Here is a 12,704-nt window from a genome sequence, read left to right on the forward strand (position 1 = left end):
CGGTTCAGCCCACGGATTCCGGTGCGGCCGAACCGGATTGCGCCCGGCTGGAGCCGGAGATCTCCGCCGAGAGCTCTTCCAGTGTGCGGCCCTTGGTCTCCGGGGCCAGGGTGGCCGCGATGGTCAGGCCGATGACACTCGCGCCCACGAACAGCCACAGCACGTGGTGCAGGCCCCACGATTTGATCAGTGTGGGCAGCCACAGGGTGCCGATGATCGCGCCGATCCGCGACACCGCCGTGCCCAGGCCATTCGCGGTGGCGCGCACGGCGGTCGGGAAGACCTCGCTCGGATAGACCAGGTTCACGATGCCCGGGCCGGAATTGGCGAACAGCACCGCCGCGCCGAGCAGCACCACCAGGCCCGTCAACCCCGGGTTCTGCCACAGCGCCAGCACCGTCAGGGCGAGGAACATGCCGATGAAGCCGACGATCAGCAGCGGACGACGGCCCACCCGGTCCACCAGGGCGACGCCGGTGAACGCGCCTGCGATGCCGACCAGGGCGACGATCAGCGAACCCGTATAGGTGCCGGTCGTACTGGTGGTGACCTGCTGGAGGATCGTCGGCGTGTACAGCGTGATGCCGTAGTACGACAGCGTGTACATGAACCAGAAGCCGCAGCAGAAGAACGTGTAGCGCAGCAGCGGCATGGTCAGCAGCGTGCGCCACGGCGAATCATGCTGCGGTGCGGCGGGTCCGGACAGCCGTGCGGTGGCGTCGCCCAGTCCGGTGAGCACTGCGTTCGCCTCCGCGCCGCGGCCCTGGGCGGCCAGCCAGCGCGGGGATTCCGGGATGCTGCGCCGCATCCACAGCACGATCAGCGCGAATACCGCACCCAGGACCAGCATGACGCGCCACATGGCGGCGCCGAGCGGGAGCAGGGCCAGCGCGAAGGCGTAGGTCGTCGCCGCGCCCACGAACCAGGTGGCGCCGAGGCGGCACATCAGGCTGCCGCGGCGTGGGGCGGGCGCGTATTCCGCGAGCAGCGAGGTGGAGATGGTGTAGTCCGCTCCCAGGGCCAGACCCAGCAGGAAGCGACAGACCAGCAGTTGCCAGGCGTCCTGGGCCAGCGCGGCGACCAGGGCGAAGAAGACGAACCCGATGAGGTTCACCAGGTACATCTTCTTGCGGCCCAGCCGGTCGGTGAGGCGGCCGAAGACCAGAGCGCCCACGAACATTCCGACGACCGCGGCCGCGGAGAGCGCACCGGCCATGAAGGTGGACAGGTGCCACTGCTTGGTGACGGTCGGCAGCGCGACCGCGATCACCGTGATGTCGAAGCCGTCGAGGAACATGCCGGCAGCCGAGAGCACGGTCACCTTGCGGTGGAAGGCGGTCAGCTCGGTGGAGTCGAGGACTGAAAAGGCATCGCTGGGCACGATGGTCCTTCCTGGGGAGATCGAATTGCTCAATCGTTTTAGCAAAGGTAGAGGCGTTGAAGCGAGCATCCGCCCCGGACGTCGTCGAGAGTTCAGAGCGCGGTCATCCGAGTTCAGCCTCCGTTCGCTAGTGTTTCCCTCCGTGGTAGCCGGGAGCGAACCGATCACGCAGCGCGATGTGGCGATATCGCTCGGAGTCTCCATTTCGGCGGTCAGCCTGGCACTCGCCGGGCGGCCCGGCGTCAGCGACCGGCTGCGAGAGCGCATTCTCCAGCGCGCCACCGAACTCGGCTACCGGCCCAATGCCTCCGCGGTCGCCCTGCGCACCCGGCGCACCCGGGTACTGGGACTGCTCATCCGCAACCTGCGCAACCCGCACTTCCTCGATGTGATCGACGGCTTCGACGAAACCTGTTCCGCCGCGGGCTACGACGTCATGGTCGGCTCCTCGCGCTACGACGCCGGCCGGGAGCGCCAGCTGCTCGACGCCTTCCAGCATCGGGCCGTGGATGGGCTGGCCATCGCGCCCATCGGCACGAGTCCGCATGCGCGGGAATGGCATTCGGTCACCCGGCGGCCCGTGGTGCTGCTCGATACCGCCGACCGCGAGCATCCCGGGCTTACCATGAGCGTGCGTTCGGACCAGGAGACCTCGGTCGATCTCGCGGTGCGGCATCTGCTCGAACTGGGACACCGGCGGCTGGCCATGGTGGTGGCGCCACCGGAGAAATCTCCGGATCCCGAACGGCTGGAACGCTTCCGGCGGCTCGGCGCCGAACTCGGCTTCACCGCGCTCCCGGTGACCACCGAACTCTCCGCCGACGCGGCCCGCCCAGCCGTCACCGCGGCCCTGCGGGCGCACCCGGACGAGCGGCCCACCGCATTCATCACCAACAGCGACTACATCGCCCACACCGTCTACCTGTCCGCAGCCGACTGCGGGCTCCGTGTGCCCGAGGACGTCTCGGTCATCGGTCACGACGACCTCCCGACCTCCCCCTCCCTGTCCCCGGCCCTGACCACCCTGGCCGTGGACCGCCACGCCATCGGCTGCCGCGCCGCCACGCTCCTGATCGACGCCCTCCACTCCCGCCCGATCGACCAACCCAACATCGTCGTCCCGGTCCACCTCGAGGTCCGATCCTCAACCGCCCCATCACCCCGGACCACCTAGGGCGCGTCGCCACCCCGGCTCGACCGGCAGCCGCCGCTAACCCGGATCGGACGCGCATCCGCCCCGCGTCGGTTCGGGCCGCGCCGCTTTCGGATCGTCTGGACGCGCTACAGTGTCGGCTCCGCAGGGGGCCGCCGGTGAGCCGGATCGGCTAGGACGTGCCGTCGGCCTGGACCGCTCGAGTCGTGCCGCTGGTTCGGTTCTGCTCGACTCGGGTGGCGCAGTGGAGGAGTTGGGCTGTGTGGGTGGCCGGGGGTGATTGCCTGCGCCAGACGGCACGGAAGTTGCGGGTCAGTACCGCGTCGGCGACTGGAATCTCGATCAGGGTGCCGGTGCCGAGGTCGGTGTCGGCGAGGAGGCGGCTCAGGATGGCGGGGGCGACGCCGGTGCGGGCGGTGGCGAGAATCGCTGCCGTCGAACCGAGTTCGGCGGCGGGGCGGGCCGGATCGGAGTCGGTGGTGAGCACCTCCCAGACGGTGGCACGGGTGCCCGAGCCGGGTTCGCGCCACAGCAGCGGAGTGGCCGCCAGTTCGTGCACGGTGACCGGGGCGTGTCGGCGGGCCCACGGGTGATCGGGGCCGACGACCAGCACCAGATCGTCGGTGCCGAGTATCCGGGCGTCGAGTTCGGTCGGGGGATTGGGGCCCTCGACGAAGCCGAGATCGGCCTGCCCCAGCCGCACCCACGACTCGACCTGCCGCGAGTTGCCCACCTCCAAGGCCACCGTCACCTCCGGATGCGTCTCCCGGAGCGCGCCCAGCCACTGCGACATGCGATGGTCGGCAATGGTTTTCGACGCGGCGATGCGCAGGCGCGGCCGGTCCGGGGTGCGCAGGGCCGCGACGCCCGCGGCGAAGGCGTGCGCCGCGGACAGCATCGGCCGCGCATACTCGACCACCTTGCGGCCCGCCTCGGTCAGCGTGGACCCGGTCGGCCGGCGGTCCAGCAGCCGCAACCGCAACCGCCGCTCCAGCGCGGTGATCCGCTGACTGGCGGCCGGCTGGGTGATGCCGTGGCGGCGAGCGGCGGCGCCGAGACTGCCCAGTTCGGCCACCGACGTGAGCAGATCCAGCACCTCCAGGTCGGGGGTTCCCGGGGGAAGGGTCATAAGGTTCGATTATGCGGGGCCGGGCGGCCGCACATAAGCCCGGCTTATGAGGTGCTCGATATTCGACGGCTACCGGACCGTGCCCCCGACGGCCAGGGTGGAACCGTGCCCGCCCGTGACCGATCGGCCGCGGCATCGAATCCTCGGGAGACAACATGACTTTCGTCATCGGAGCCGACTGCGTCGACGTCCTGGACCGCGCCTGCGTCGAGGAATGCCCCCTCGACTGCATCTACATCGGCGACCGCATGGCCTACATCAACCCCGACGAATGCACCGACTGCGGCGCCTGCGAACCGGCCTGCCCGGTCGAGGCCATCTACTACGAGGACGATATGCCGGACGGGCAGGAGGTATTCGTCGCGGAGAACCGGCGGTTCTTCGACGAGCCACTGCCCGGCCGCACCGAGGCGCTCGGAGCGCCCGGCGGCGCCTTCCGATTCGGCAAGGCGGGCGTCGACACGCCGTTCGTGGCGGCGTATCAGAGGTAGGGTTGGGAGCAATCCGGCGAATCCCTTGTGGCAGAACGCGGTATCTGCCGACGGCATGCCGACGGCCCCCGTATCGGGACCCTGCCGCTAACGCGAGTTCCCGGCACCCCGATGATCTAGAGGTGACACGTGCGCGGCGGGATGCCATGAAGACCAGGTCAGTGGTCATTCTCGCGATGGGCGCTGCCCTCGCGGCGGTGGCCACCGGCTGCGGGACCACCACCTCAACGGGCCCGAGTTCGGCGGCCCCCACCTCGGCGGCGCCTACCTCGGCTCCCGCCGCCGAGCAGTCCGCCGCCCCGGCGGGCAGCGGCCACGGGCTCTGCCTCGACATCAATTCCGACCTGGCCCGGGAGGCCATCGCGCGGCTGTCGCCGCCGCCGGTCGGCGGGTGGAAGACGGGTCAGGCCGCCGATGATCAGATCTCCGCGGGTTGTGCCGGGGTGCTGTCCTGGATGACGGTGAATTCCGACACCAATCACCCGTACACCCACGTTCTGTTCTTCACCGACGGCACGTATCTGGGGACGGCCACCCCCCAGCCGTACATGTACACGATGGTGACCGGCAAGACTCGCACCTCGCTGTCGCTCACCTACCACTGGCTCAACGGCAACGACCCCATGTGCTGCCCCCAGGGCGGACCCAGCGTGGTCACCTTCACTCTCACCGGCAAAAATGTGAAGGCCGACGGCCAGCTCCCGCCGCACAATTGAACCTTCCCCCAGCCGAGGAGACGTCCGGCGTGCGAGTTGGAATCCTGTCGTTCGCGCTGGTCGTCACCACTGCCCTGCTGACCGCCGACACCGCGGCCGCGCCACCGCGTCCCGCCCCGATCGCGGCCGTCGGCGGCCGGCTCACCCCGCCCATGGGCTGGAATTCGTGGAATTCCGGAATTCCGTTGACCGAACAGAACATCCACGAGGTCATCGACACCATGGTCGGCTCCGGCATGCGCGACGCCGGATACCGCTACGTGAATCTGGATGCCGGATGGGCGGCGCCGAAACGCGACGCCGCCGGGAACCTGCGGGCCGATCCGCGGCGGTTCCCGCACGGCATGGCCGCGCTCGCCGACTACGCGCACGCGCGCGGCATGTACCTGGGCCTGTACTCGAGTCCCTACAACGAGACCTGCGGGCAGACGCCGGGCAATGCCGGCCGCGGGCACGAGACCGCGGATGCGCGGACCTTCGCGGACTGGGGCGTCGACTTCCTCAAATACGACTGGTGCCGGGCCGATACCGACCTCGCCGAGCAGGTGCCCGCCTTCACCGCCATGCGCGATGCCCTGCGCGGCAGCGGGCGCCGGATCGTCTACAGCATCAACCCGAACAGTTCCGGCAACCTGCACGCCGGCGGGGACTACGACTGGTCGACCATCTCGGATATGACCCGCAATACCGCGGATCTGATTCCGCTGTGGCACAACGGGTCGCCCGATCAGCACCTGGCCACCCGATCCGGGCGGGGCCTGATCGGTGTCACCGACGAGCTGGGGGCGGCCGAACCGCTGGCCACCCGCACCCGCCCCGGCTACTGGAACGACCCCGACATGATGGTGGTCGGACTGCCGCTGACCGAATTCATCAGCGCCCACCTGGCGGGCTATCCGGCCGATGTGCTGGCCGGGCGATTGACCACCCGCCAGATTCTGGAACTCGAGACGTCGTTCGATCTGTCGCCCGAGGTGATCGGCCACCTGCGTGATCCGCAGTTCAGCCTCGATCCCGACGAGCAGCGCGCGCACTTCTCGCTGTGGGCCATGCTCGCGGCGCCGCTGATCGCGGGAAACGATGTGCGCGCGATGTCCGAGCAGACCCGCGCCCTGCTGACCAACGCCGATGTCATTGCCGTCGATCAGGATTCGCGGGTAGCGCAGGCGACGCCGCTGCCGGGGGACGGGCGGATTCTGGTCAAGCCGCTCGCCGGCGGCGCGGTGGCGGTGGCAGTGTTCAATCCCGGCGATCGGGCGGCGACCATCGAAACCGGGCTGGCCGCAACCGGATTGCGGCCGGCGGAGTGCTACTCGGTGCGCAATCTGTGGACGCACACCGACACCACGACCACCGGTGCGCTCAGCGCCGCCGATATTCCGGCGCACGGCGTGGCCATGTACGAGGTCGGTTCCGGCTGCGCGGCAATTCCATTCGCAGAGTAGACAGTAGAACTATCCGATAGTTACGCTATCCATTATGGAAGCCAGCACCGAGCCCGAATCCGCCGCCGAACCCGGCCCCGCCTCGGGGGTCAGCAGACGGCGGCTCCTCACCACCACCGGAGTCGCCGCGACCCTCACCGCGGCGGCGGGCGCGGCCGGCGGCATCGCCCTCGTCCAGGGCGGAGCGCCGACCCCCGTGGTAAAGCCTTCCGGCGCACGGCGTTTCGAGCGGAAGGTGGTGCTGATCACCGGGGCCACCTCCGGCATCGGCCGCTCCGCCGCCCTGATGTTCGCCGCCGAGGGCGGGCACGTCGGATTCTGCGGCCGCAGAGAACAACTCGGCCGCCAGGTCGAACAGCAGATTCGGGCGGCGGGCGGGGAAGCCACCTACATCCGGGCCGATGTCCGGGTGGAATCCGATGTGCGCCAGTTCGTGGACGCGGTCGCCGACAAGTACGGCGGGCTCGACGTCTGCTTCAACAATGCGGGCATCACGCTGCAGAAAGCCTTGCACGAGTACAGCTCCGCCGAATGGGACGACGTCGTCGACACCGACCTGCGCGGCAACTTCCTGGCCCTGAAATACGAGATCCCGCACCTGATCTCCCGCGGCGGCGGGGTCGTGGTCGTCACCTCCTCGTCCAACGCCATCGCCACCACCGAGGGCCGGGCCGCCTACACCGCCGCCAAACGCGGGCTGGTCGGCATGGTCCAAGCGGCCGCCTACGACTACGCGGACAAGAACATTCGCATCAACACCCTCATCCCGGGCACCACCGACACCGAACTGGTCCGGCGCGCGGCCGGCGCGATGAACCTCCCCGACGAGGTATGGAAAACCATGACCGAGGTCTACGGCAAACAGCACGTCCCCGGCCTGCGCCGCATGGCCACCCCCGACGAGATAGCCGCCTTCGCCCTGGCCCTGGCCTCCGACGACTTCCCGTACATGACCGCCGCCCAGATGGTGATCGACGGCGGCAAAACCGCCTACGCGGGATAGCGGAGCGCGGCCCTGATCAATGGGTCTGTGCGATGCGGCTGTAGACCTCGGCGGCTACGGCGGTGTCTCCGCGGGGGGAGGGATGGAAGGGCAGGCCGACCAGGTTCACCTTCGGATCCAGCGCACCGAGGAGCCACGGATCGGTGGAACACAGGCCGTGTCCCGCGGTGGGCGTCCGGGCGTCGACGAAGTCGATCGAAAGCAATTGGGCCGCATCGCGTTCGGCATCGTCGATGCGGTTCCAGAGTTCGTTGATGGCTCCGCCCCGTGGCTGGACATAGTGGAAGACCCCGAGGACGTCGAGGCACCATGCGCTCGAGTTCTCCGGAGCCAGTTCGGGGTAGCCGACCAGCTCGATCTTCGCGTTCGGCGCGTAGTACTTCACGTAGTCGACGACTTTGCGAATGCGGTCGGCGTAGGCCGCTCCGGTGACGGTATCGAGGTCGGGCCACTGGCCCGGGACCACCGCGTCGGTGTCACAGCCCTGACGAATATTGAACGCGCAGGCCAACTGCGCGGGGGCGCCCGCGGTGGCAGTCGAATCGCGCGGCCACTCGTCGTTGGCTCCCAGCTGGATCGCCACCACCTGGGTACGAGGCCCGAACGCCCCGTTCTTCGCGGCCTTGGTCGCCAGCTGCGCCAGGGTGTAGCCGTCGCGACCCGGAACTTCCTGCCCGGTCGATGTCACCGGGCCGCTGTCGATCGACGCGTTGGTGCATGTGGCGTTCTCGAAATCCGCGGTCCCGGCGACGCCCATGAGCGCGCTCAACTGAACGGGCCAGGACGTGTCGCGGTGCAGGCATTCGTGTGATGCGGCGTCATTGTTGCCGTCGCACTTCACCAGCACCCCATCGCACGGCGGGTTCGCGGCGAACGAATCACCCATGACCACAAGGGTTTTGCCCTCGGCCGGAGCGGGTTCGTCGGCGGCAGCGGTGCCTATCGAGCCGGCGGCGGCGAGAACGGCGACGGCGGCGGCCAGCCTGAGCGGAAGGACGGCCCCGCTGCTGGTCCTGAAACTGATCAATGCAAATCCTCGATGATGTCGGCGCTCTCGCTCAAGAGGCCGGTGGGACAACCATATAGGTCAACTTCGGCCAGGCGACGGACATGGGCACCAGGGAATCGCGACAGATCCACACGGTCACGTGGTGATTCTGTCCGGCTATGCCGAGGGGGTTGTCCATCTGCAGTGCCGGTGTGGTGTGGGCGAAATTGGCAAGGAAGGCACGGTGTTCCGGGCCGTCATTGTAGCCGACGTACAGGATGGTCGTGGCCGAGTCCGGCGGTGGGCCCCACTCGGCGAAGCCGCGATTGGGGCTGTAGACCGGCGGGATCCATACGGACCGTCCATAGTGGTCGAGTGCGCCGGCTTCGTTGTAGGCCTCGGTGACGACCGCGGCACCGGCTTGTTCGACGGGCGGCAGACCGATCGCCACCTTGTGCACCGCGTCGGCCAGGTCCGCCCAGTCGTCGTTGCCGTAGTGCTGCAGGAATCCCCAGTAGCTGTTGTTCGGCACGTCGATCCAGCTCTTGGGATAGGGAAGCATCGCCAGGAAGGCGGTCAGCACCGCGGAGAGGACGGTGAGGCCGGTGAACAGCCGCCGCAGCACCTGGGCGCGGGTACCCGCGGTGTCCAGGAAGCCGGACAGTATCGCGGCGCCCGCGCCGAAGATCGCGGGAACGATCCCGGCGACGTAGTAGGACCGGCCGTGCCCGACGACGACCAGGACCACCATCACCGCGGCGGCGATCAGCACGAACCGGTACGGCCGCAGCTTCGGCTCCCGGGCCAGGCCGTGCAGGCCCAGCACGCCCAGCCCGCCGCCGAGGAATCCGGTGACGATCATGATCGCCACGATCGTCCCCAGCTGCCCGCCGTCGCTCCCCGCCGTTTCCTGGGCGATGGCACTGTTGGTCGCCAGCTGTGGCCAATGGCGGGAGGCCTGCCACAGCGCGGCGGGCGTCATGGCGGCCGCGAAGATCAGCAGGCCCACCCACAGTGCGGGACGGCGCAGGATCTCGCGGGGTCCGGCGGCGAGAACGCCGAGGGCCACACAGGCCCCCAGCATCAGCACCAGCCATTTGTCCTGCACGTCGATCGCCGCCGCCACACCCGCGAAGATGAGCAAGCGGTCCCGGCGCGTGCGCACCCAGCGGACCAGCAGCCAGATGATCAACGCCTGGAACGCCACGTCGAACGCGACGCTGTCCAGCACGGTGTAGGCGACGACGAACGGTGAGACGGCGTAGCCCGCCGCGGCCAGCATCTGATAGCGCGGCCGCGCACCGCATTCGTAGGCCACGGCGGCCGCCAGGATCGACACCGCGATCAGCAGGAGCAAACCGGGAATCCGCAGCGCGAGAACCGATCCGGGTGCGATCAGGTCGCACAGTCGAGCGATCAGGGGTATCGCCGGTCCATTGTCGACGTAGTCGACCGCCAGTCGCCGGCCACACGCCAGGTAGTACAGCTCGTCGCCGGCGAGCTGGAACCGTGCCGCGGAGACGCTCCAGACGAGCGTGATCAAGCCGGAGATCAGGATGACGCTCCGCCACGCGAATTCGGGTGGCGCGGAGGTCGATTCGGATTGAGGGGTGTACGTGAGCGTCATTGCTTCTCCGTTGGATACGCCACGGCGGCACTCGACCGGTCGGGCGGGGTGCGGCCGTGTCAGTGGGTCTGCGCCACGTGGCTGTAGACGGTGGCGGCCACGGCGGCGTCCCCGCGGGGTGAGGGATGGAACGGCAAGCCGGCCAGGTTGATCTGCGGATCCAGAAAGCCGTTGAACCACGGATCGGCAGAACACAATCCGTGCCCCGCGGTCGCCTGCTTCACATCGACGAAGTCGATCTGGAGAATCCCGGCCGCGTCGCGTTGCGCGTCCTGGAGCCGGTTCCAGAACTCGACCATGGCGCGAGCCCGCGGCTGCACCCAGCGGACGAGGCCGAGGAAGTCGAAGCACCACTCAGAGGCGTCCTCCGGCGCCACCTCGGGATAGCCGACCAGTTCGATCCTCGCGTTCGGCGCGTAGTACTTCACGTAGTCGACGACTTTGCGAATGCGGTCCGCGTAGGCGGCTCCGGTGATCGCATCGAGCGCCGGCCACCGGCCCTCGGCCACCGCGTTCTCGTCGCAGCCCTCGAGGACGTTGAACACACAGGTGAACACCCTCGTCGCGTCCGCGGTGATCGTGTCGTCCTTCGGCCACGCGTCGTTGAAGCCCAGCTGGATCGCCACCACCTGGGTACGCGGCCCGAACGCCCCGTCCTTGGCGGCTGCGAGCGCCTCCTGCGTCAGGGTGTACCCGTCCCGGCCGGGAACCTTCTCCCCGGTCGATGTCACCGGACCGGTGTCGATCGTCGCGCTCGAGCACGAATTGTTCTCGACGTCCTCGGCGGTGATGCCCATCAGCCCACTCAGTTGGACGGGCCATGACGTGGGGCCGTGCAGACAGGCCTGCAAACCGTTGCTGTTCGAGTCCGCGCACTTGACCAGCACCGCATCGCACGGCGGGTTCGCGGTGTACGAGTCACCGAGCACAACGAGCGCGCGGCCCGCCGCCGGTGCGGGTTCGGCGTCGGCCGTGCTCACCGACACGGCCGCGGCGAGCACGCCGACGGCGGTGCCCATCCGGAGCCGGAGCGCGGCCCGGCCTGTTGTCCAGGAACTGGTCAATGCAAATCCTCATCGAGCCACGGCCAGTCCGCTTAGGGTGTCGACCATGACGCAGGTCACAGCGTCTGACAGATAAAGCAAAGTATCGCCTTTTCACTTTCTCGGCAAGCAAGTGGTCGGCGTGGGCCGCTGGCCCGCCGGTCGGTTGCTCCGGCTCGGAGGGTGGGAGCGGGGGGCTGTCCGATTTCCGCCGGCATCTGGCGCCTGGGCGCGGTGCCGCACGTTCCGCGTCGCTGACGGAGATGCCAGTGGCCGGGATATCGATGCACACGAAATTTACTCAGAGGATATCTGATTCGAGTTTCGAGCTACGAATCTCGGGTACAGATACTGCTTTTCGCATTGCAGGCGGGCTGAGCAGGCCGAATGTCGTGGGTCATACCGGGTTATCGTGATCGTAAGTGGTTGACAGAGTGGCGAATTCGGACAATTTGCACATCGTTGGGGTCTCAGGATTGAGCACGAAAGCCCATGCGAAACTCGTGCCGATGATCACCTACTTGCAAGCCGCTGTTATCGGCGCTGTCCAGGGTGTCACCGAACTCTTCCCGATCTCGAGCCTCGGTCACTCGGGCAGGGATTCGCACATACGACAGGTTCGGATGGTCGCCGGCATTGCGCCGGCCGCCACCGCAATTGGGGCGCAGCAGCTCGTTCGCCAGGGCTGGATGGGGCTACCCGCAGATGGATTCGCTGGGATGCGCTGTCGGGAAGGATGACGGGCCTACGACCCGCAAACGCGCGCATCAGCCTCGACGCGCATCAGCCTCGAGTTGTATCCCAAGACGGTGGATGGCAATGCCGGGTGAGAAGTTGGAAAAGCTCGAGTAGCAGTTCGGCCCAGGCGAGAGAAAATTCTCCGGCCTGGGCCGATTGGGGTGGCTGACGGGACTCGAACCCGCGACACCCAGGATCACAACCTGGTGCTCTACCAGCTGAACTACAGCCACCATTGCCAGTAACTTCCGGCGCGGTAGAGCTTAACGTGTCCCCGCTGTGAGTACCTAATCGGCTGTTCAGGAGGGGTTTGCGGGGGGTTCGGCGGGGGTCGACAATTCGGCGGCCACGGCGGCGATCTCGGCGGTGGAGGGGCCGGGGGCGGGGACGAAGGCGGTGCGGCGGTAGTACTCGAGCTCGCGGATGGATTCCTTGATATCGGCGAGGGCGCGATGGGCGAGGCCCTTCTCCGGCTGGCCGAAGTAGATGCGCGGGTACCAGCGGCGGGCCAGTTCCTTGATGGAGCTGACGTCGATCATGCGGTAGTGCAGGTGGGCGTCGAGGGCCGGCATGTCGCGGGCGATGAAGCCGCGGTCGGTGGCGATGGAGTTGCCGGCCAGCGGGACAGTGCGCGCGGTCGGGACGTACTGCTTGATGTAGTCGAGGATCTGCTGCTCGGCCTCGGCGACGGAGACGGTGGAGCGGCGGACCTCCTCGGTGAGCCCGGAGCGGGCGTGCATCTCGGTCACCACCGGCGGCATGGCGGCCAGCGCGGCGTCGTCGGCGTGGATCACGATGTCCACGCCCTCGCCGAGAATATTGAGGTCACTGTCGGTCACGAGTGCGGCCACCTCGATCAGCTTGTCGCTGTCGAGCTGTAGGCCGGTCATCTCGCAGTCCATCCACACCACGTACTTGTCCACCCGCCAAACACTAACGCTTCGGCATTCCGCGACCCGGAGGCCCGGCCGCGTCGAGCCCGCTCGGCCG

General features: G+C 68.2%; 11 protein-coding genes and 1 tRNA gene. 5 read left to right on the top strand and 7 right to left on the bottom strand.

Annotated elements, in window-relative coordinates; all coding sequences use genetic code 11:
• Positions 1-4: 4 nt before the first annotated feature.
• Positions 5-1,381: an MFS transporter gene (locus ACQP1O_RS07330; protein WP_433565103.1), complete on the bottom strand. Its 1,377-nt coding sequence runs from the start codon at positions 1,379-1,381 to the stop codon at positions 5-7.
• Positions 1,382-1,523: 142 nt separating this feature from the next.
• On the opposite strand from ACQP1O_RS07330, the gene ACQP1O_RS07335 reads away from it, so the two are divergent.
• A complete protein-coding gene (locus ACQP1O_RS07335) occupies positions 1,524-2,555 on the top strand; it encodes a LacI family DNA-binding transcriptional regulator (protein ID WP_433565104.1) in 1,032 nt (343 codons plus the stop codon).
• A 151-nt stretch (positions 2,556-2,706) separates the two neighbouring features.
• Here the strand turns inward: ACQP1O_RS07335 and ACQP1O_RS07340 are convergent, their stop codons facing one another.
• A complete protein-coding gene (locus ACQP1O_RS07340) occupies positions 2,707-3,663 on the bottom strand; it encodes a LysR family transcriptional regulator (protein ID WP_433565105.1) in 957 nt (318 codons plus the stop codon).
• Between the two features lie 155 nt (positions 3,664-3,818).
• Between ACQP1O_RS07340 and fdxA the strand changes: the two genes are divergently transcribed.
• The 4 genes from fdxA to ACQP1O_RS07360 all read left to right on the top strand — a co-directional run bounded on the left by fdxA (position 3,819) and on the right by ACQP1O_RS07360 (position 7,318).
• A complete protein-coding gene (fdxA, locus tag ACQP1O_RS07345) occupies positions 3,819-4,154 on the top strand; it encodes a ferredoxin (protein ID WP_433565106.1) in 336 nt (111 codons plus the stop codon).
• Positions 4,155-4,276: 122 nt separating this feature from the next.
• Positions 4,277-4,870 carry an LppP/LprE family lipoprotein gene (locus ACQP1O_RS07350; RefSeq protein ID WP_433565107.1) on the top strand — a complete coding sequence of 198 codons (594 nt, stop codon included), beginning with the start codon at positions 4,277-4,279 and terminating at the stop codon, positions 4,868-4,870.
• A gap of 29 nt (positions 4,871-4,899) precedes the next feature.
• Positions 4,900-6,315, top strand: a complete 1,416-nt coding sequence (locus tag ACQP1O_RS07355) for a glycoside hydrolase family 27 protein (protein WP_433565108.1) — start codon at positions 4,900-4,902, stop codon at positions 6,313-6,315.
• A gap of 34 nt (positions 6,316-6,349) precedes the next feature.
• Complete coding sequence (locus tag ACQP1O_RS07360; protein WP_433565109.1) at positions 6,350-7,318, top strand: SDR family NAD(P)-dependent oxidoreductase; 969 nt, start codon at positions 6,350-6,352, stop codon at positions 7,316-7,318.
• A 16-nt stretch (positions 7,319-7,334) separates the two neighbouring features.
• Here ACQP1O_RS07360 and ACQP1O_RS07365 read toward each other — a convergent pair whose 3' ends face one another.
• The 5 genes from ACQP1O_RS07365 to orn all read right to left on the bottom strand — a co-directional run bounded on the left by ACQP1O_RS07365 (position 7,335) and on the right by orn (position 12,637).
• Positions 7,335-8,345, bottom strand: coding sequence for an SGNH/GDSL hydrolase family protein (locus ACQP1O_RS07365; RefSeq protein WP_433565110.1), 1,011 nt, complete (start codon positions 8,343-8,345; stop codon positions 7,335-7,337).
• Positions 8,346-8,376: 31 nt separating this feature from the next.
• A complete protein-coding gene (locus ACQP1O_RS07370) occupies positions 8,377-9,933 on the bottom strand; it encodes an ArnT family glycosyltransferase (protein WP_433565111.1) in 1,557 nt (518 codons plus the stop codon).
• A 59-nt stretch (positions 9,934-9,992) separates the two neighbouring features.
• Positions 9,993-10,997 (bottom strand): SGNH/GDSL hydrolase family protein, encoded by a 1,005-nt coding sequence (locus ACQP1O_RS07375; protein ID WP_433565112.1) that lies wholly within the window; start codon positions 10,995-10,997, stop codon positions 9,993-9,995.
• 874 nt (positions 10,998-11,871) lie between these two features.
• Positions 11,872-11,947 (bottom strand) — tRNA-His (locus ACQP1O_RS07380).
• A gap of 66 nt (positions 11,948-12,013) precedes the next feature.
• Complete coding sequence (orn, locus tag ACQP1O_RS07385; RefSeq protein WP_433565113.1) at positions 12,014-12,637, bottom strand: oligoribonuclease; 624 nt, start codon at positions 12,635-12,637, stop codon at positions 12,014-12,016.
• Positions 12,638-12,704: the final 67 nt, after the last annotated feature.

The sequence above is a fragment of the Nocardia sp. CA-151230 genome, assembly GCF_050942175.1.
Lineage (GTDB): Bacteria > Actinomycetota > Actinomycetes > Mycobacteriales > Mycobacteriaceae > Nocardia.